This window comes from Pseudomonas sp. MF7453, from assembly GCF_016405455.1.
GTDB lineage: Bacteria > Pseudomonadota > Gammaproteobacteria > Pseudomonadales > Pseudomonadaceae > Aquipseudomonas > Aquipseudomonas paralactis.
Genome location: NZ_JAEKCN010000008.1, coordinates 126,370 through 146,006 on the forward strand (window position 1 = coordinate 126,370; position 19,637 = coordinate 146,006).

The 19,637-nt window shown below is 59.2% G+C and carries 14 protein-coding genes; 12 read left to right on the plus strand and 2 right to left on the minus strand.

Annotation, left to right across the window (positions count from 1 at the left end; genetic code table 11):
• Window positions 1-233 precede the first annotated feature (233 nt).
• The 10 genes from JFT63_RS14445 to JFT63_RS14490 all read left to right on the plus strand — a co-directional run bounded on the left by JFT63_RS14445 (window position 234) and on the right by JFT63_RS14490 (window position 15,529).
• Window positions 234-1,835, plus strand: a complete 1,602-nt coding sequence (locus JFT63_RS14445) for an ABC transporter substrate-binding protein (protein WP_198844192.1) — start codon at window positions 234-236, stop codon at window positions 1,833-1,835.
• A gap of 258 nt (window positions 1,836-2,093) precedes the next feature.
• On the plus strand, window positions 2,094-3,722 hold the full coding sequence (locus JFT63_RS14450; RefSeq protein WP_057701625.1) for an ABC transporter substrate-binding protein: 1,629 nt from the start codon (window positions 2,094-2,096) through the stop codon (window positions 3,720-3,722).
• Window positions 3,723-4,054: 332 nt separating this feature from the next.
• Window positions 4,055-5,632, plus strand: a complete 1,578-nt coding sequence (locus JFT63_RS14455; protein WP_416146409.1) for an ABC transporter substrate-binding protein — start codon at window positions 4,055-4,057, stop codon at window positions 5,630-5,632.
• A gap of 171 nt (window positions 5,633-5,803) precedes the next feature.
• Window positions 5,804-7,219 carry an OprD family outer membrane porin gene (locus JFT63_RS14460; RefSeq protein WP_186559253.1) on the plus strand — a complete coding sequence of 472 codons (1,416 nt, stop codon included), beginning with the start codon at window positions 5,804-5,806 and terminating at the stop codon, window positions 7,217-7,219.
• Window positions 7,220-7,299: 80 nt separating this feature from the next.
• A complete protein-coding gene (locus JFT63_RS14465) occupies window positions 7,300-8,898 on the plus strand; it encodes an ABC transporter substrate-binding protein (protein WP_198707966.1) in 1,599 nt (532 codons plus the stop codon).
• A gap of 76 nt (window positions 8,899-8,974) precedes the next feature.
• Entirely contained in the window at window positions 8,975-9,985 is a 1,011-nt protein-coding gene (locus JFT63_RS14470) for an ABC transporter permease subunit (protein WP_003171721.1), read from the plus strand.
• Window positions 9,986-9,995: 10 nt separating this feature from the next.
• Window positions 9,996-10,907, plus strand: a complete 912-nt coding sequence (locus JFT63_RS14475; protein ID WP_005784738.1) for an ABC transporter permease subunit — start codon at window positions 9,996-9,998, stop codon at window positions 10,905-10,907.
• 10 nt (window positions 10,908-10,917) lie between these two features.
• Window positions 10,918-11,886 carry an ABC transporter ATP-binding protein gene (locus JFT63_RS14480; RefSeq protein WP_057701629.1) on the plus strand — a complete coding sequence of 323 codons (969 nt, stop codon included), beginning with the start codon at window positions 10,918-10,920 and terminating at the stop codon, window positions 11,884-11,886.
• On the plus strand, window positions 11,886-12,857 hold the full coding sequence (locus JFT63_RS14485; protein WP_057701630.1) for a peptide ABC transporter ATP-binding protein: 972 nt from the start codon (window positions 11,886-11,888) through the stop codon (window positions 12,855-12,857). Before JFT63_RS14480 ends, JFT63_RS14485 begins: the two co-directional genes overlap by 1 nt.
• A gap of 413 nt (window positions 12,858-13,270) precedes the next feature.
• Window positions 13,271-15,529, plus strand: coding sequence for a TonB-dependent siderophore receptor (locus JFT63_RS14490; RefSeq protein WP_198707969.1), 2,259 nt, complete (start codon window positions 13,271-13,273; stop codon window positions 15,527-15,529).
• Window positions 15,530-15,602: 73 nt separating this feature from the next.
• Here the strand turns inward: JFT63_RS14490 and JFT63_RS14495 are convergent, their stop codons facing one another.
• On the minus strand, window positions 15,603-15,857 hold the full coding sequence (locus tag JFT63_RS14495) for a hypothetical protein (RefSeq protein WP_057701632.1): 255 nt from the start codon (window positions 15,855-15,857) through the stop codon (window positions 15,603-15,605).
• A gap of 226 nt (window positions 15,858-16,083) precedes the next feature.
• A complete protein-coding gene (locus JFT63_RS14500; RefSeq protein ID WP_057701633.1) occupies window positions 16,084-17,667 on the minus strand; it encodes a peptide chain release factor 3 in 1,584 nt (527 codons plus the stop codon).
• A gap of 332 nt (window positions 17,668-17,999) precedes the next feature.
• On the opposite strand from JFT63_RS14500, the gene JFT63_RS14505 reads away from it, so the two are divergent.
• Together JFT63_RS14505 and JFT63_RS14510 are read left to right on the plus strand one after the other, a co-directional pair.
• Complete coding sequence (locus JFT63_RS14505; protein WP_004372306.1) at window positions 18,000-18,716, plus strand: ABC transporter permease; 717 nt, start codon at window positions 18,000-18,002, stop codon at window positions 18,714-18,716.
• 19 nt (window positions 18,717-18,735) lie between these two features.
• Window positions 18,736-19,629 carry a glycine betaine ABC transporter substrate-binding protein gene (locus JFT63_RS14510; protein ID WP_057701634.1) on the plus strand — a complete coding sequence of 298 codons (894 nt, stop codon included), beginning with the start codon at window positions 18,736-18,738 and terminating at the stop codon, window positions 19,627-19,629.
• Window positions 19,630-19,637 lie beyond the last annotated feature (8 nt).

Genomic DNA, 19,637 nt, shown 5'->3' on the forward strand with positions numbered 1-19,637 from the left:
TAAAAAACACCATGGCGCAGCCTTAACGGGCTGCGCCTTTTTTTACGCTGTTTCGCCATCACCGAAAGTTCAGCCGTCTGAAAACCTTGCAATAGATAACTCAAACTTCTCTGAGCAGCCACGGGCACCATTTGACGCACATGCTCCTACCTGAGTAACCAGAACGGCGGTAACCTCGGTGACCGCCTTTTTCGTTTGGGCAGTTTTATACGTCCGCCATCTTAGGGGTCTCCATGGAAAGAATCGCCATCAAGCCACTGCTCCTCACCGTCAGCCTCCTGGCCTTTATGCCGATGGCCCAAGCCGCTACCACACTGGTCTACTGCTCCGAAGCCAGCCCCGCCGGCTTCGATCCCAGCCAGTACACCAGCGGCACTGATTTCGACGCGTCCGCCGAAACCGTGTTCAACCGCCTGACTCAGTTCAAGCGCGGTGGTACCGAGGTAGAACCTGGCCTGGCCACGAGCTGGGATGTATCGAAGGACGGCCTGAGCTACACATTCCACCTGCGCGATGGGGTCAAGTTCCACACCACCGACTTCTTCACCCCAACCCGCGATTTCAACGCCGACGATGTGCTGTTCACTTTTAATCGCCTGCTGGATGCCGACAGCCCGTTTCGCAAGGCTTACCCCTCCGAATCGCCCTACTTCACCGACATGGGCTTGAACACCACGATCAAGAGCGTCGACAAACTTGACGAACACACCGTGCGTTTCACCCTGAACAACGTCGATGCATCATTTGTACAGAACCTGGCCATGAGTTTCGCCTCGGTGCAATCGGCCGAATACGCCGCCCAGCTCTTGAAAGAAGGCCAGGCCGAGCAGATCAATCAGAAGCCGATCGGCACCGGCCCGTTTGTGTTCAAGCGTTACCAGAAAGACGCGCAGATCCGTTATGTGGCCAACAGACAATACTGGAAGCCCGAGGACGTGAAGCTCGATAACCTGGTATTTGCGATCACCCCGGACGCCGCCGCGCGCCTGCAAAAACTCAAGGCCGGTGAATGCCAGGTCAGCGGTTATCCGCGACCTGCCGATATCGACGTGATGAAACAGGATCGCAACCTGCGCGTGCTGCAACAAGCTGGTTTCAACCTGGGTTTTCTGGCCTACAACGTGACTCACCCGCCGCTGGACCAGCTCAAGGTGCGCCAGGCCCTGGACATGGCGATCGACAAGCCGGCAATCATCAAGGCCGTGTACCAGAGCGCCGGACAATTGGCGCAGAACGCACTGCCGCCAGCGCAGTGGTCTTATGATCCCGACATCAAGGATGCCCCGTACGATCCGACCAAGGCCCGGTTGCTACTAAAAGAAGCAGGGGTTGCACCAGGTACCACCATCAATCTTTGGGCGATGACTGTTCAACGCGCCTCCAACCCCAATGCGCGGATGTCCGCACAGATGATCCAACAGGATTGGGCCAAGGTCGGCATCAAGGCCAACATCGTCAGCTATGAGTGGGGCGAATACATTAAACGCGCCAAAAATGGCGAACATGATGCAATGATTTACGGCTGGACTGGCGACAACGGCGACCCAGATAACTGGCTCGGCGTGCTCTACAGTTGTGCTGCGGTCAAGGGCAGCAACTACGCCAAATGGTGTAACCCGGCCTACGACAAGCTGGTGCAGCAAGCCAAGGTCAGCAACGACCGCGAGCAGCGCATCAAGTGGTATCAACAGGCGCAGAAAATCCTTAAGGAACAGGTACCTATAACGCCTATTGCGAACTCGACGGTTTTCCAGCCTCTGCGCAAGGAAGTGCGCGATTTCAAGATCAGCCCGTTTGGACTGACGCCCTTCTACGGCGTGAGTCTAGATAAGTAACATCCATGCCCCAACCGAGTGCGCTAGACGCCTCGGCTGGGCTTTTTTGGTGCGCACATTGCACCGAAAAAAACCATCAATTCGACGCTTTTATGGCAAAACTTTCATAATTGCGACATTCCTGTACGTTCGTACCACAGTTTGCCGCTCGTAACCGTTCAGCATCTTGCATTGGGTATGGCGCCTGCATAAGTATCCGCAGGCCGACTCACGAGGTCGCCCTCACCACCAAAAATGACAACAAATCATGAGGCCAACATGCTTAAACACGCAGTCCTTCCGTTATTAGTGAGCGCCGGCCTGATGGCCGCAGCCCCCGTAGCCCTTGCGGCAACTAACCTGGTGTTCTGCTCCGAAGGGAGCCCGGCCGGTTTCGATCCAGGCCAGTACACCACCGGAACAGACTTCGATGCCTCGGCCGAAACCATGTTCAACCGTCTGAGCCAGTTCGAGCGTGGCGGCACCGCCGTCGTTCCTGGCCTGGCCACCAGCTGGGACGTGTCCCCCGACGGCCTGACGTACACCTTCCACCTGCGCGAAGGCGTCAAGTTCCACACCACCCCGTACTTCAAGCCTACTCGTGAATTCTCGGCTGACGACGTACTGTTTACGTTCAACCGGATGATCAACAAAGACGATCCGTTCCGTAAGGCCTACCCCACCGAGTTCCCATACTTCACGGACATGGGGATGGACACCAACATCAAGAACATCGAGAAAGTCGATGACCACACCGTCAAGTTCACCCTTGGCACCGTGGACGCGGCTTTCATCCAGAACCTGGCCATGAGCTTCGCTTCGATCCAGTCCGCTGAATATGCCGCGCAACTGTTGAAGGAAGGCAAACCTGCCGACATCAACCAGAAGCCGGTCGGCACTGGCCCGTTCGTGTTCAAGAGCTACCAGAAAGACTCGAACATTCGTTACACCGGCAACAAGGACTACTGGAAACCTGAGGACGTGAAGATCGACAACCTGATCTTCGCTATCACCACCGACCCATCGGTGCGTATCCAGAAGCTCAAGAAAAACGAATGCCAGATCACCCTGTTCCCGCGTCCGGCCGACCTCAAGGCGCTGGGCGAAGACAAAGACCTGAAACTGCCGCACCAGGCCGGTTTCAACCTGGGCTACGTTGCCTACAACGTCATGGACAAGGTCAAGGGCAGCGATCAGCCAAACCCGCTGGCGGACCTGCGCGTACGCCAGGCGCTGGACATGGCCGTAAACAAGCAGCAGATCATCGACTCCGTGTACCAGGGCGCCGGTCAACTGGCCGTCAACGCCATGCCGCCGACCCAATGGTCCTACGACACCAGCATCAAGGACGCCCAGTACGACCCTGAGAAAGCCAAGGCGCTGCTCAAGGAAGCCGGCGTCAAGGAAGGTACCGAAATCGTCCTGTGGGCCATGCCGGTTCAGCGTCCGTACAACCCGAACGCCAAGCTGATGGCTGAAATGCTGCAGAACGACTGGTCCAAGATCGGCCTGAAGGTCAAGATCACCAGCTACGAATGGGGCGAGTACATCAAGCGCTCCAAAGGCGGCGAGAACCAGGCCATGATCATTGGCTGGAGTGGCGACAACGGTGACCCGGATAACTGGCTGAACGTGCTGTTCGGCTGCGACTCGCTGTCGGGTAACAACTTCTCCAAGTGGTGCGACAAGAAATTCGACGGCATCGTGAAAGAAGCCAAGGCCACATCGGATGTCGCCAAACGCACCGAGCTGTACAAGCAGGCGCAACATATCCTCAAAGATGCAGTCCCGATGACACCTATCGCGCACTCGACGGTGTATCAACCCATGCGTAACACCGTACAGGACTTCAAGATCAGCCCATTTGGCTTGAACTCCTTCTATGGCGTTAGCGTAAGCGGCAAGTAAGGATCAATAACGGCGACGTTTCATAACGTCGCCGTTATTCCATCCGCCAGGGCCGTAGGAAACAGACCACATTGGTAAACGTTGCCGTCCTACAGCAACGAACTGCGCTTCGTGTCTCCGTTACCTACAAGCCCAGTCAGAATTGGCGCATTTACTGCAAGGTCCGCGTCCCATAACGTCGTAGGACAGCAGAGGCATCACTCTGGGAAATGGCACTTGCTGTGCGTGGGATCAGTGATGTCTCCCTGGCTGTGGCCAGCGGGATGGTTCGCTGTTGATAACTACAAACAAGGATCGGGATTGTCATGCGCCATACCACTGTTCTATCCGCTATGTTTGCCACCAGCCTGCTGGCCGTGGCCACGATGGGCCAGGCCGCTGAAAAGAAGAGCCTGGTGTTCTGCTCCGAAGGCAGCCCGGCAGGGTTTGACACTGCGCAATACACCACCGCCACCGACAATGACGCGGCAGAGCCGTTGTACAACCGCCTGGTTGAGTTCGAAAAAGGCGCGACCGACGTAGTGCCAGGGTTGGCGACCAAGTGGGATATTTCGCCAGACGGCCTGACCTACACCTTCCACCTGCGTGAAGGGGTGAAGTTCCACAGCAACAAGGAGTTCAAGCCAACGCGCGACTTCAATGCCGACGACGTGCTGTTCACCTTCAACCGTATGCTTGACCCCGACCATCCATTTCGCAAGGCCTACCCCACAGAGTTTCCGTACTTCAACGGGATGAGCCTGAACAAGAATATCGCCAAGGTCGAAAAGACCGACCCGCACACCGTAGTGATGACCTTGAACACGGTCGACGCCGCGTTCGTGCAGAACATCGCCATGAGTTTTGCCGCGATCCTGTCGGCCGAATACGCCGAGCAGTTGCTCAAGGAAGGCAAGCCCAGCGACATCAACCAGAAGCCGATCGGCACTGGCCCTTTCGTGTTCCAGCGGTACCAGAAAGATTCGCAGATCCGTTACGTGGGCAACAAACAGTACTGGGACCCGAGCCGCGTCAAGCTGGACCAACTGATCTTCGCCATCAACACCGACGCCTCGGTACGCGTACAGAAACTCAAGGCCGGCGAGTGCCAGGTCACCCTGCATCCGCGCCCCGCCGATGTGGACGCGCTCAAGGCCGACCCGAACCTGCAACTGCTGACCAAGCCTGGTTTCAACCTCGGCTACATCGCCTACAACGTGCGCCACAAGCCCTTCGACCAGCTTGAAGTGCGCCAGGCGCTGGACATGGCGGTGAACAAGCAGAGCATCCTCAACGCCGTGTACCAGGGCGCCGGGCAACTGGCGGTCAATGGTATGCCGCCGACGCAGTGGTCCTACGATGACAGCATCAAGGACGCCGCCTACAACCCGGAAAAAGCCAAAGAGCTGCTCAAGGCTGCCGGCGTCAAGGAAGGCACCGAGATCACCCTGTGGGCCATGCCGGTGCAGCGTCCGTACAACCCCAACGCCAAGCTGATGGCCGAGATGCTGCAGAACGATTGGGCCAAGATCGGGCTGAAAGTCAAAATCGTCAGCTACGAGTGGGGCGAATACATCAAGCGCACCAAGAACGGTGAGCACGATGTCAGCCTGATTGGCTGGACAGGCGACAACGGTGACCCGGACAACTGGCTGGGCACCCTCTACAGCTGCGACGCCATCGGTGGGAACAACTACTCCATGTGGTGTGACCCGGCGTACGACAAGCTGATCAAGCAAGCCAAGGTCGTGACCGACCGCGAACAAAGGACTGTTCTGTACAAACAGGCGCAGCAACTGCTCAAGCAACAAGTGCCGATCACGCCAGTCGCCCACTCGACGGTCAACCAGCCGTTAAGCGCCAAAGTCGAAGGTTTCAAGGTGAGCCCCTTCGGCCGCAACGTGTTCTCGGGCGTGAGCATTACCCCATAAGAAAATAACCGGATTGCGGGGAGCGAAGTTCGCTTCCCGGCAAACGTGCAGGCTTTTGTCAGGAAAATTCCTACGCCAAACGTTTGCAAAAGCTTGAACGAGTTCCACACCCAATAGCCGGTTCACCTAAAAAGACCGGCAAAAAAAAAGAGAACCAAAGGAGCTTCACCCATGAAACTGAGCAGCAAAGCGCTTCTGGCCCTGGCCATCAGCAGCATCACGGCAACCGCCTACGCTGAAACCCAAAGCCAGGACTTCGTTCCTACCACGTTGGCCGCCACCAGCGCCCAAAGCGAGGCCAAGGGCTTCGTTGACGGTCAAAGCTTGGGCGGTACCACGCGTAACTGGTATTCCAACGAAATGAAATTTCGTGGCCAGAAGTTCGGCTACTACAAAAATGAAGCCGATAAAGCCAACGATGTAACCACCAGGGTCTCCCGCCGCTATAACTGGGCCCAAGGCACGATCCTCAACTACACCTCGGGCTTCACCCAAGGCACAGTTGGCGTAAGCACCGAAGTCGCCGCTTACAACTACATCGCACTTGACCGAGACCAAAAAGACATCGCCGGCGGCTCTAACCGTACCTTGGCTCACTCCTTCGGCGACGCAGTCGGCCAATGGAGCAAACTGGGCCTGGCTAACGTCAAGTTCCGTGTATCGAACACGACGCTGACCGCCGGTCGTCAGAACTTCAGCAGCGGTATCGTCGATACCATCGGCAACCGTGCGCTGCCTTCGAGCTTCCAGGGTGTGAGCTTCAACAGCGAAGAGTTCAGCAACCTGTCGTTCCAGGGCGGTATCTTCGATCGCGTTTCACCGCGTACCGAACAGAGCCTGTCGAAATTCCGCTCCGAGTACGGCAATGGCCAGGAAACCGACAAGGTCAAAACCCTGGGCTTTAACTACCAGCCATTCAAGAGCCTGAAAACCAGCGTTTTCGCCGCTAACGTCGAAGACTTCTGGAACCAGTACTACTTCGGCGCAACCCACGAACTGGGTGATGCACAGACCCTGGCACTGACCACCGGCCTGAACTACTACAAGACTACCGATACTGGCAGCAAGAAAATGGGCGAAATCGACAACGACACTTACTCGTTGTCCTTGGGGCTGACCCACCAGGCCCACAGCCTGACTTTCGCGTACCAAGCCGTTAACGGTGATGAATACTTCGACTACCTGCACGAAACCAACGGCATCTACCTGGCCAACTCCCTGACGTCTGACTTCAACAGCCCGAACGAGAAGTCCTTCCAGATCGCCTACGGCATCAACATGGCCGAGTACGGCATACCAGGTCTGAAATTCAACATCTACTCGGCTCGCGGTTGGGGCATTGACGGCACTCATTACAAAGGCACTGCCTACGGTGAAGCCGGCGAATCGCGCAGCGACCTGCGCCGGATGGACGGCGAGAAACACCAGGAATACGGTGTCGGTTCGACCTACGCGATCCAGAGCGGCCCCCTCAAGGCCACCACCATCCGCGCAACCTACGTCACTCACCGTGCCAGCGCCGAACAAGCTGATGGCAACATCAAAGAGTTCCGTCTGGTCACCACCATCCCGTTCAACATCCTTTAATTAGCGCCAGGCAGGCGGCGGGCTCAGGACGAGCTCGCCGTCTACGCTTTTCTGGTTCCATCGATTGCAGAGGGCTCTGAATGAAAATGCTCCCGCTACAAGCCGCCATGGCTGCCGCGCTGTTGAGCGTGGCGATCGGCGTTTCGGCCAAACCCCTGGTGGTGTGCACCGAAGCCAGCCCGGAAGGTTTCGACCCGGTCCTGTACACCACCGCCGTGACCGCTGATGCCGCTGCTGAAACCATGTTCAACCGTCTGGTGGATTTCAAGCCCGGCACCACAGAAGTGGTCCCTGCCCTGGCCAAAGACCTGCCGGAAATCAGCGCCGATGGTCTGACTTACACCTTCCACCTGCGTGACGACATCAAGTTCCACACCACCGATTATTTCAAACCCACGCGCAACCTGAACGCCGACGACGTGCTTTGGAGCTTCCAGCGCCAACTGGACCCGAATCATCCGTGGCATAACAAGTCCCTCGTGGGCTACCCGTACTTCGAAAGCATGGGCTTCAAGGAACTGCTCAAGAGCGTAGAGAAGACCGATGATCATACCGTCGTCTTTACCCTGACCCGTCCTGAAGCTCCGTTCCTGGCTGACCTGGGCATGGCATTCTCTTCAATCCACTCGAAGGAATACGCCGACCAGTTGCTCAAGTCCGGCAAAACTGAAGACCTCAACGCCAAGCCTATCGGCACCGGCCCATTCGTCTTCAATCGCTATCAGAAAGATGCCCAGGCGCGCTTCAAGGCCAACCCGGACTACTTCCGCGGCAAGCCGGCGGTCGACCCGCTGATTCTGGCGATCACCACCGATAACAACGTGCGGCTGCAGAAGCTCAAGGCCAACGAATGTCAGATCGCGTTGTTCCCCAAGCCGGATGACATTCCAAGCATCAAGAAAGACCCGAACCTGAAGGTCGATGAACTGGCGGCGATGACCACCAGCTACACCGCATTGAACACCACTCGCAAATACATGAGCGATGCCCGGGTACGTCACGCGATCAACATCGCGTTCGACAAGGCCGGTTACACCGAAGCGCTGTTCGGCAAAGGCAACGCGGTAGTGGGTACCGGCCCTTATCCGCCGACATTGCTGGGTTTCAGTGAAAAGCTGAAAAACCCAGCGCGAGACCTGGACAAGGCCCGCGCCCTGCTCAAGGAAGCCGGCGTACCGGAAGGCACCGAATTCACCCTGTTCACCCGAAACGGCGGCGGCCCAACCAATCCCAACCCGATGCTCGGCGCCCAGCGCATGCAGGCGGATCTGGCGCAGGTTGGCCTGAAGGTCAATATCAAAGTCATGGAATGGGGCGAAATGCTCAAGCGCGCTAAAAACGGCGAGCACGACATGGTTTCGGCTGGCTGGGTCGGTGATAACGGCGACCCGGATAACTTCCTCACTCCGAACCTGAGTTGCGATGCGGCGAAAAACGGCGAAAACTACGCGCGCTGGTGTAACAAAGAGTTTCAGGACTTGATCGACAAAGCTCGTGCGGAAAAGGAACCGGCCTTACGGGCCGCGCTCTATGAACAAGCACAAGATGTCTTCGAGAAGGACCAGCCATGGCTTCCAATGGCTTACCCGAAACTGTTCACCGCCATGCGCAAGAACGTAGAAGGCTTTACCCAAAGCCCTCTGGGTACAAATAACTTCGCCACCACCCAGGTGAAGTAAATAAGAAAAACGCTCGGCACCGTCGACATTGACGGTGCCGGACCTGCCTAACCGGCTGATTGAGGTACACACCAAGATGTTTAGTTTTATTGCCCGCCGATTGGGGTTATTGATCCCCACGTTCTTCGGCATCACGTTGCTGACCTTTGCGTTGATTCGCATGATTCCAGGCGACCCCGTAGAAGTCATGATGGGCGAGCGACGGGTTGACCCCGAAATGCACGCACAGGCAATGGAGCGCCTTGGCCTTAACAAGCCGCTGTATGCGCAATACCTGGATTACGTCGGCAAGCTCGCCCAGGGCGACCTTGGCGAATCATTGCGTACGCGCACCAGCGTGTGGACCGAGTTCACCGCCCTCTTCCCGGCGACCCTGGAACTGTCCATGGCCGCCCTGTTGTTCGCCGGTATCCTGGGCCTGCTGGCCGGGGTGATCGCGGCGCTTAAACGAGGATCCCTGTTCGACCACGGGGTGATGGGCATCTCCCTGGCAGGGTATTCGATGCCGATCTTCTGGTGGGGCCTGATCCTGATCATGTTCTTCTCGGTGAGCCTGGGCTGGACCCCGGTATCCGGGCGTATCGACCTGCTCTACGACATCGAGCCGCGCACCGGCTTCATGCTGATCGACACCCTGCTGGCCGACGAGCCGGACGCGTTCTGGGATGCGTTGCACCACCTGATCCTGCCAGCGATCGTGCTGGGCACCATCCCGCTGGCAGTGATCGCCCGAATGACCCGCTCGTCGATGCTTGAAGTACTGCGTGAGGACTACATCCGCACCGCCAAGGCCAAGGGCCTATCGCCGGCGCGCGTGGTGTTCGTGCACGGCCTGCGTAACGCGCTGATCCCGGTGCTGACCGTGGTCGGCCTGCAAGTCGGCACACTGCTGGCAGGTGCGGTACTGACCGAAACCATCTTCTCGTGGCCCGGCATCGGCAAGTGGCTGATCGAAGCCATTGGCGCGCGGGACTACCCGGTGGTGCAAAACGGCATTCTGCTGATCGCCTGCCTGGTGATCCTGGTGAACTTCGTGGTGGATATCCTCTACGGCTTCGCCAACCCACGCATCCGTCACCAGCGCTGAGATCATGACCATGACTACCTCTACTCCAGTGTCAGCAGTCGATCAGAGCCTGCTGTACCCATCCCCGTACAAAGAATTCTGGCAAGCCTTCTCCAAGAACAAAGGCGCGGTCGCCGGCCTGCTGTTCATGTTGCTGATCGTGTTCTGCGCGATCTTCGCCCCATGGGTTGCGCCGCATAACCCCAGCGAGCAGTACCGCGACTTTCTGTTGACCCCGCCGGCGTGGCTGGAAGGTGGGCAGATGCAATTCCTGCTGGGCACCGACGAACTGGGCCGTGACTTGCTCTCGCGCCTGATCCAGGGTTCGCGCCTGTCGTTGCTGATCGGCTTGTCGTCGGTGGTGATGTCGCTGATTCCGGGCATCCTGCTGGGCTTGTTCGCCGGGTTCTTCCCGCGCTTGCTCGGCCCGACCATCATGCGCCTGATGGACATCATGCTGGCCCTGCCGTCGCTGCTGCTGGCCGTGGCGATTGTCGCCATCCTCGGCCCTGGCCTGATCAACACCGTGATCGCCATCGCCATCGTGTCGCTGCCGTCCTATGTGCGTCTGACCCGCGCCGCGGTGATGGGCGAACTGAACCGCGACTACGTGACTGCCGCCCGCCTCGCCGGTGCCGGCCTGCCACGCCTGATGTTCATCACCGTGCTGCCCAACTGCATGGCGCCGCTGATCGTACAAGCGACCTTGAGCTTTTCCTCGGCGATTCTCGATGCCGCGGCCCTGGGCTTCCTCGGCCTTGGCGTACAACCGCCAACCCCGGAGTGGGGCACCATGCTGGCTTCGGCCCGTGACTACATCGAACGCGCCTGGTGGGTCGTGAGCCTGCCTGGTTTGACCATTTTGCTCAGCGTGCTGGCAATCAACTTGATGGGTGACGGCCTGCGCGACGCGCTGGACCCGAAACTCAAGAACGCCGCCTGAGGAGATTCCCATGTCACTGTTAGAAATCAAGAATCTCAACGTGCGCTTCGGCGACAAGACCGCCGTGCCGGTGGTCGATGGCCTCGACCTGTCGGTCGACAAAGGCGAAGTGCTGGCGATCGTTGGCGAGTCGGGCTCGGGTAAATCCGTGACCATGATGGCGCTGATGGGCCTGATCGAGCACCCCGGCATCGTGACCGCCGATGCGCTGAACTTCGACGGCAAGGACATGCTCAAGTTGAGCAACCGCCAGCGTCGTCAGATCGTCGGCAAAGACCTGGCGATGGTGTTCCAGGACCCGATGACCGCGTTGAACCCCAGCTACACCGTGGGTTTCCAGATCGAAGAAGTGCTGCGCCTGCATTTGAAAATGTCCGGCAGGCAAGCGCGCAAGCGGGCGATCGAACTGCTGGAAAAGGTCGAGATCCCAGGCGCAGCCAGCCGTATGGATGCCTACCCGCACCAACTGTCCGGCGGTATGAGCCAGCGCGTAGCCATCGCCATGGCGATTGCCGGCGAGCCCAAGCTGCTGATCGCCGATGAGCCGACCACTGCGCTGGACGTGACCATCCAGGCGCAGATCATGGAACTGCTGCTGGCCCTGCAAAAAGAACAGAACATGGGCCTGGTGCTGATCACCCACGACCTTGCGGTGGTGGCTGAAACTGCCCAGCGCGTGTGCGTAATGTACGCAGGCCAGGCGGTGGAGGTCGGCCAGGTGCCCCAGCTGTTCGACATCCCGGCGCACCCGTACAGCGAAGCGCTGCTCAAGGCGATTCCGGAACATAGCCTGGGCGCCACGCGCCTGGCCACGCTGCCAGGCATCGTACCAGGCCGCTATGACCGTCCGCAGGGCTGCCTGCTGTCACCGCGCTGCCCGTATGTGCAGGACTCCTGCCGCGCCCAGCGTCCAAGCCTTGATCCGAAAAGCAACAGCCTCGCCCGCTGCTTCTACCCGTTGAACCAGGAGGTGGCGTAATGGCCGTCGTACTTACCGCCCGCGACCTCACCCGTCACTACGAAGTGTCCCGTGGCTTGTTCAAGGGCCACGCCACCGTGCGTGCCCTTAATGGCGTGTCTTTTGAACTGGAAGCCGGCAAGACCCTCGCCGTGGTAGGCGAGTCGGGCTGTGGCAAATCCACCCTGGCCCGTGCCCTGACGCTGATTGAAGAGCCGTCTTCAGGCTCCTTGAAAATCGCCGGGCAAGAAGTGGCCGGCGCCGACAAGGCCCAGCGCAAGCAATTGCGCAAAGACGTGCAGATGGTGTTCCAGAGCCCCTATGCGTCGTTGAACCCACGCCAGAAAGTGGGTGATCAACTCGGTGAGCCGTTGCTGATCAACACCAACCTGTCGGCCGCTGAGCGCCGCGAGAAAGTGCAGGCGATGATGAAGCAAGTGGGCCTGCGCCCTGAGCATTATCAGCGCTACCCGCACATGTTCTCCGGCGGCCAGCGCCAGCGCATCGCGTTGGCCCGGGCGATGATGCTGCAACCCAAAGTGCTGGTGGCGGACGAACCGACCTCGGCGCTGGACGTGTCGATCCAGGCCCAGGTGCTTAACCTGTTCATGGATTTGCAGCAGGAATTCAACACCGCCTACGTGTTCATCTCCCACAACCTGGCGGTGGTGCAGCACGTGGCTGACGATGTGATGGTGATGTACCTCGGCCGCCCGGTGGAAGTGGGCCCCAAGGAAGACATCTACGCACGCCCGCTGCACCCCTACACCCAGGCGCTGCTGTCGGCCACACCGACCATTCACCCGGACCCGAACAAGCCGAAGATCAAGATCGTCGGCGAACTACCCAACCCGCTGAACCCGCCGCCTGGCTGCGCGTTCCACAAGCGCTGCCCGTACGCGACCGAGCGCTGCAGCAGTGAGGAGCCGCTGTTGCGGCCATTGGATAACCGGCAGGTGGCCTGCCACTACGCGGAGCAATTCGTGGCCTGAAGCAACCCGGCCTCTCCCTGTAGGAGCGAGCTTGCTCGCGAAAAACGTCAACGATAACGCGGGTAGTCTGGTTTAACGCGGTGTTCATACGTTCTTCGCGAGCAAGCTCGCTCCTACAGGCGCAGCGGTTTAAATGAGTTCCATCGCCCTTCCCGCCAGATTGCGCATCAGTCTGGCCGGAGGGGCTTTTTTTGCGCGTTTGTAACAAAGAACATACCGATTAAACCGCGCCCTTCACTGCCGACAGCCTTGAAAACATTGAGCCAGAGCCTTAAGGAAAGTGTATAGATTGTAAATGCAATTTACTTCTGTTTGAGAATAAATACCATTACGGCGCATGGAGAGCACTGGATGCACGAAAAAAAATTCAGACGCCTCTCGGTCAATCGCCCCTCCTAAAGGACTTTGTGGATATGTCGTCTCACTTCAGGCTCAGCCATCTCTCGCTGGCGTTTATCGCTACCCTTTCGTCCCCCGCGCTGCTGGCGCAGAGTGTGGAAAAAGAACGCGATAAAGTGCCGATCCAGGCGTCGGATCTGCCTGTAGATGGCACGCCTCAAGCCCTTGTGCTGGGCGAGACGCGTGTTCTGGGGACCGCTGCCGAAGAACTCAAGCAGGCGCCCGGTGTGTCGATCATCACCGCCGAAGACATCAAGAAACGCCCGCCCACCAACGACCTGTCTGAGATCATCCGCCGCGAGCCGGGGGTCAACCTGACCGGCAACAGTTCCAGCGGCAGCCGTGGCAACAACCGCCAGATCGACCTGCGCGGCATGGGCCCGGAAAACACCTTGATCCTGATCGATGGCAAACCCTCTACCTCGCGCAACGCCGTGCGTTATGGCTGGAGTGGCGACCGCGATACCCGTGGCGAAACCAACTGGGTGCCGGCCGAAGAAGTCGAACGCATTGAAATCCTGCGCGGCCCGGCCGCCGCCCGTTATGGCTCCGGTGCCATGGGCGGGGTGATCAACATCATCACCAAACGCCCGACCGACCAATTGCACGGTTCCCTGACCGCCTACACCGCCTTCCCCGAAAACGATGCCGAAGGCGCGAGTAAACGCACCAACTTCAATCTCAGCGGGCCACTGACCGACACCCTGGCGTTCCGCGTGTATGGCGGGCTGAACAAGACCGACGCCGATGACGCCGACATCAACCGCACCGCCCAAGCGACCCCTGACTCGCTGGTGGCCGGTCGCGAAGGCGTGCGTAACAAAGACGTGAATGGTTTGCTGAGCTGGCAATTCACCCCCGAACAAACCCTCGACCTGGAAGCCAGCTACAGCCGCCAGGGCAATATTTTTGCCGGCGACACCATGCTCAACGGCGGTGGCGCATTCGTGGAAAGCCTGGTGGGCAAGGAAACCAGCGTGATTCAGCGCAGCAGCTTCTCGGCCACGCACCGCGGCGAATTCGACTGGGGTTCGACCCTGGCCTCGCTGACCCACGACCTGACCCGCAACGAGCGCCTCAACGAAGGCCTGGCCGGTTCCGGCGAGGGCGCGCCCTCCGCCAGTGCAGGCCGTTTCGAGTCGCGCTTGCGCAATACCCGGGCCACCGCCGAAGTTAACCTGCCCCTGAACTTCGGTGCCGAACAGGTACTGACCCTGGGCAGCGAATACCTCTACGAGTCGATGAACGATCCAGGCTCGTTGCGCCCGCAAACTTATGACCCGGGCACCGGCGGCGTCCCCGCCATCCCCGGTGTCAGCCGTAACAGCACCAAGACCACCGCATCGAGCTATGCCGTGTTTGCTGAGGACAACATCGAACTGGGCAGCAAGACCGTCATCACTCCCGGCCTGCGCTACGACGACCATGAAGAATTCGGCGGCAACTGGAGCCCCAGCTTCAACGCCTCGCACCAATTGACCGATGAACTGAGCATCAAGGGCGGCATTGCCCGCGCCTACAAGACCCCCAACCTGTACCAGTCCAACCCGAACTATTTGCTGTACAGCCGTGGCAATGGCTGCAACGCCAGCGAAGCCAACATGGGCGGTTGCTACCTGGTGGGCAACCGCGACCTGAAGCCGGAAATCAGCGTCAACAAGGAAATCGGCCTGGCTCTGGACAAGGGCACCTGGCGCACCAGCGCGACGTACTTTCGTAATGACTACAAGAACAAGATCAACGCCAGTAACGAGGCGGCTTTCCGCCTCGGCAACGGTCGACGCGTACTGGAGTGGGAAAACAGCGGGCCCGCCCTGGTCCAGGGGGTTGAAGGCAACCTGTTCGTCAGCCTGCGTGATGATCTGGACTTGAACACCAACCTGACCTACATGATCGACTCCAAGGACAAGGACACCGGCGAGCCCTTGAGCATCATCCCCAAGTACACCGTCAACACCACGCTGGACTGGCAAGCCACCGACAAGCTGTCCTTCCAGGTCAGCGGCACCTACTACGGCAAGCAGGAAGCGCCGACACTCAACTCACGCAGCGCCAACAGCTATGACCGCAGCGCCCAGCAGGATGTCGACCCGTATGGGCTGATGGGCCTGAGCAGTGGTTATGAGTTCAACAAAAACCTGAGCGTACGCGTGGGCATCAACAACCTGCTGGACAAGCGCCTGTCGCGCAAAGGCAACGCCGAAGATGCGGGTGCGCAGACCTACAATGAGCCCGGTAGAGCATACTTCGCGTCGGTGACTACATCGTTCTAAGTCAATGCCTGATGTCTAAACAGCGCCTCCCGTCAGCTACAGCCTGACGGGAGGCGCTTTCTTTTCAGCAAGCCTACGTCTGGCTGTCGCCTTCGTCTGCGTCGTCGCTGTCAGGCTCGTCGGTAGTCGAGTCGTCATCACCCTCGCTGCCGCCCTGGCCTTGGTCGCCTGGTTCGGCTTCGGACTTGGCCAACTGCAAGTCCGATGCGTGAACGCTGGTCGCCACCGCAGCGCTCTGCACCGGGTTATGCGCCCAGGCCGTCGACATCCCCAACGACAACAGCACCAGCACCTTCATCAACAGCACTACGCGTTGAAAAATACTCATGGTCGATTCCGTCCAGTCAGTAAATGGGCCCCGCACGGCAGTCATTAACTGCCACCAGCGTTTACGCTAGTCGCGATGCCGGATTACCGCCAATCCCCAGCCTTTTGGAGATCAAAATGTGGGAGGGGGCTTGCCCCCGATTGCGCAGTGTCAGAGCCCAATATACTGGCTGACACACCGCTATCGGGGGCAAGCCCCCTCCCACATTCTCTGAACCGCTCAGACCTTAGTGGTGCTCACGGGTCGCGCGGAATTTCACATCCGGCCAGCGCTCTTCCATCAGCGCCAGGTTGACGCGAGTCGGCGCCAGGTAGGTCAGGTGACCACCGCCATCCACCGCGAGGTTTTCCACCGCCTTGTTGGAGAACTCTTCCAGCTTCTTCTTATCGCCACACTCGATCCAGCGCGCCGAATACACGGTGATCGGCTCGTAGGAGCATTCGACCTTGTATTCCTCTTTCAAGCGGCTGGCGACCACATCGAACTGCAGCACACCGACGGCGCCGAGGATGATGTCGTTGCTGCGCTCCGGGAAGAACACCTGGGTGGCGCCTTCTTCGGCCAATTGCTGCAAGCCCTGGCGCAGTTGCTTGGACTTGAGCGGGTCACGCAGGCGCACACGGCGGAACAGCTCCGGGGCGAAGTGCGGGATACCGGTAAAGCCCAGCGCTTCGCCTTCGGTGAAGGTGTCGCCGATCTGGATGGTGCCGTGGTTGTGCAGCCCGATGATGTCGCCGGCGTAGGCTTCTTCGAGCTGTTCACGCTCGGAGGAGAAGAACGTCAGGGCGTCGCCGATGCGCACGTCCTTGCCGGTTCGCACGTGGCGCATCTTCATGCCTTTCTCGTACTTGCCGGAGCAGATACGCATGAAGGCGATACGGTCGCGGTGCTTGGGGTCCATGTTCGCCTGGATCTTGAACACAAAGCCCGTGAATTTCTCTTCCACCGGTTCCACGGTGCGCTCGTTGGCGACGCGGGCCAGGGGTTTTGGCGCCCAGTCCACGACGGCGTCGAGCACGTGGTCGACACCGAAGTTGCCGAGCGCGGTACCGAAGAACACCGGCGTCAGTTGGCCGTCGAGGAATTCCTGCTGGTTGAACTCGTGGCAGGCGCCCTGCACCAGTTCCAGCTGGTCGACGAAACGATCGTACTCGTCGCCCAGGTGGGCACGGGCTTCGTCCGAGTCGAGCTTTTCAATGATCTTGGTTTCAGTGCGTTCATGGCCGTGGCCGGCGGTGTAGACGATGATGTAGTCGTCGGCCAGGTGGTACACGCCCTTGAAGTCACGATAGCAACCAATCGGCCAGGTAATCGGTGCGGCCTTGATCTTCAGGACGGCTTCGATTTCATCCAGCAACTCGATGGGGTCGCGGATATCGCGGTCGAGTTTGTTGATAAAGCTGACAATCGGCGTGTCACGCAGACGGCACACGTCCATCAACGCAATGGTACGCGGCTCGACACCCTTACCGCCGTCGAGGACCATTAACGCCGAGTCCACCGCCGTCAGGGTGCGGTAGGTATCTTCGGAGAAGTCTTCGTGGCCGGGGGTGTCGAGCAGGTTGACCATGTGGTCGCGATACGGGAACTGCATGACCGACGTGGTAATGGAAATACCCCGTTGCTTTTCCATCTCCATCCAGTCGGATGTGGCATGGCGGTCGGATTTGCGCGATTTCACCGTGCCGGCTACCGCGATTGCCTTGCCCATCAGCAACAGCTTTTCGGTGATGGTGGTTTTACCGGCATCGGGGTGGGAAATAATGGCGAAAGTGCGGCGTTTCGCGACTTCGGCGGCCTGGTGGGTCATGGGAAATCGCCTGGCAGGTGAGTCAAAAAAGGGCGGCAAGTATAGCGCAAACGAGGGGGTACGGACCACCGTTGAGCCCATTGGGGGTGGCTAAATGCGCCCAAGTGTGGAACCTTTTAAAAGGTCGAGACGTCCACTCCCCTGCTACCGCACTCGGAACAGGGGCTGAAATATCAGCAAGTTAGCCTGACGAGGCTGCGCTCATGGCTCGATCGCATACTGCATTGCCAGTATCGGCGAGTTGCTTTTCGCGAACTCATTCAGAGGCAGCCAGGAATGGCATTGCCGCCGGAAAATGTGTTCGCCGACAAAAGAAAAAAAGGAGTCCGCCTGTGGCTATTCGCTATGGCAAAGGGCTGATAGGAGGCGCGGTTGTCGTCGCACTCCTGGCCCTGCTGGTCCACTGGATCGGCATCAACACGATCGAACTGTACCGCGACGATTTGTTGTTTTACCTGCAAGCTCATCTGATTCTGGTTTTAGTCTCCATGCTGGCAGCCCTGATTGTGGGCATCCCCGCCGGTATCCTGCTCAGCCGACCCAATATGGTCGGGCGTGCAGAACGTTTCATGCAGATCTTCAACATCGGCAACACCGTCCCTCCCCTGGCCGTACTGGCCATCGCCCTCGGCGTCCTCGGCATCGGCAGCGGCCCGGCCATCTTCGCGCTGTTCCTCGCCTCCCTCCTGCCCATCGTGCGTAACACCTACGAAGGCTTGAAAAACGTTCAGGGTTCTCTCAAGGAAGCCGCCACCGGCATCGGCATGACGCCGCGCCAGGTGCTGTTTCGCGTGGAACTGCCCAACGCCGTGCCGATCATCATCGGCGGTGTGCGCGTGGCCCTGGCGATCAACGTCGGTACGGCACCTTTGGCGTTCCTGATTGGCGCCAACAGCCTCGGCAGCCTGATCTTCCCCGGCATCGCCCTGAACAACCAGCCGCAACTGTTGCTCGGCGCCGCGTGTACCGCGCTGCTGGCATTGCTGCTTGATGGCCTGGTGACCATGGCCAGCCGCCTCTGGCTGGAACGCGGGTTGCGCCCGTCTTAACGCCAGGAAAGGAATCGACATGAAAAAACTAAGCTTGATATTAGGCTGCGTCCTGCTGTTTGCAGGTATTGCGCAAGCCGCTGAAAAACCGGTGATCCGCATCGGCGCCCGGGTGTTCACCGAGCAGACCCTGCTCGCCGAAATCACCTCCCAGTACCTGCGCACCAAGGGCTACGACGCCCGTGTAACTGGCGGCCTGGGCAGCAACCTGGCGCGCAGCGCCCAGGAAAGCGGGCAACTGGACCTGATCTGGGAATACACCGGCGTGTCGCTGGTGGCCTACAACCACATCGACGAAAAGCTCGACAGCGAACAGTCCTACGCACGGGTCAAAGAACTCGACGCAAAAAAGGGCCTGGTGTGGCTGTCGCCATCGCGGTTCAGCAACACCTACGCCCTGGCGTTGCCGCAGAAAGTGGCTGAGGAACATCCCGAGATCAACAGTATCAGCGACCTCACCAAAGCCATGGCCGAAGACACCAGGGAACACCGCCTGGTCGCCCTGGACACCGAGTTCGCCAACCGCTCCGACGGCCTGGCGGGCATGGTCAAGCTGTACGACATGAACCTGACGCGCAAGAACACCCGGCAAATGGACGCCGGCCTGGTCTACACCGCGCTGCGCAATGGCCAAGTGTTCGCCGGTTTGGTCTATACCACCGACGGTCGCCTGAACGCGTTCAAGTTGAAGCTGCTCGAAGACGACAAGCACTACTTCCCGGACTACACCGCGGCCCCCGTGATCCGTCAGGAATACCTCGACCAGCACCCGCAACTGGCCGCCGAGCTCAAGCCTTTGGCCAACCTGTTCGACGACGAAACCATGCGCCAACTGAACGCAAGGGTCGACGTCGACCATGAAAGCCCGTCCGCCGTTGCCGCCGATTTCCTGCGCCAACATCCAATCAACTAAAAGGAGAA

What these genes read in the sequence shown, in the direction of transcription:
- JFT63_RS14445 (WP_198844192.1), top strand. Translation starts at nt 234, where the DNA reads ATGGAAAGAATCGCCATCAAGCCACTGCTCCTCACCGTCAGCCTCCTG.
- JFT63_RS14450 (WP_057701625.1), top strand. Translation starts at nt 2,094, where the DNA reads ATGCTTAAACACGCAGTCCTTCCGTTATTAGTGAGCGCCGGCCTGATG.
- JFT63_RS14455 (WP_416146409.1), top strand. Translation starts at nt 4,055, where the DNA reads ATGTTTGCCACCAGCCTGCTGGCCGTGGCCACGATGGGCCAGGCCGCT.
- JFT63_RS14460 (WP_186559253.1), top strand. Translation starts at nt 5,804, where the DNA reads ATGAAACTGAGCAGCAAAGCGCTTCTGGCCCTGGCCATCAGCAGCATC.
- JFT63_RS14465 (WP_198707966.1), top strand. Translation starts at nt 7,300, where the DNA reads ATGAAAATGCTCCCGCTACAAGCCGCCATGGCTGCCGCGCTGTTGAGC.
- JFT63_RS14470 (WP_003171721.1), top strand. Translation starts at nt 8,975, where the DNA reads ATGTTTAGTTTTATTGCCCGCCGATTGGGGTTATTGATCCCCACGTTC.
- JFT63_RS14475 (WP_005784738.1), top strand. Translation starts at nt 9,996, where the DNA reads ATGACTACCTCTACTCCAGTGTCAGCAGTCGATCAGAGCCTGCTGTAC.
- JFT63_RS14480 (WP_057701629.1), top strand. Translation starts at nt 10,918, where the DNA reads ATGTCACTGTTAGAAATCAAGAATCTCAACGTGCGCTTCGGCGACAAG.
- JFT63_RS14485 (WP_057701630.1), top strand. Translation starts at nt 11,886, where the DNA reads ATGGCCGTCGTACTTACCGCCCGCGACCTCACCCGTCACTACGAAGTG.
- JFT63_RS14490 (WP_198707969.1), top strand. Translation starts at nt 13,271, where the DNA reads ATGTCGTCTCACTTCAGGCTCAGCCATCTCTCGCTGGCGTTTATCGCT.
- JFT63_RS14495 (WP_057701632.1), bottom strand. Translation starts at nt 15,857, where the DNA reads ATGAGTATTTTTCAACGCGTAGTGCTGTTGATGAAGGTGCTGGTGCTG.
- JFT63_RS14500 (WP_057701633.1), bottom strand. Translation starts at nt 17,667, where the DNA reads ATGACCCACCAGGCCGCCGAAGTCGCGAAACGCCGCACTTTCGCCATT.
- JFT63_RS14510 (WP_057701634.1), top strand. Translation starts at nt 18,736, where the DNA reads ATGAAAAAACTAAGCTTGATATTAGGCTGCGTCCTGCTGTTTGCAGGT.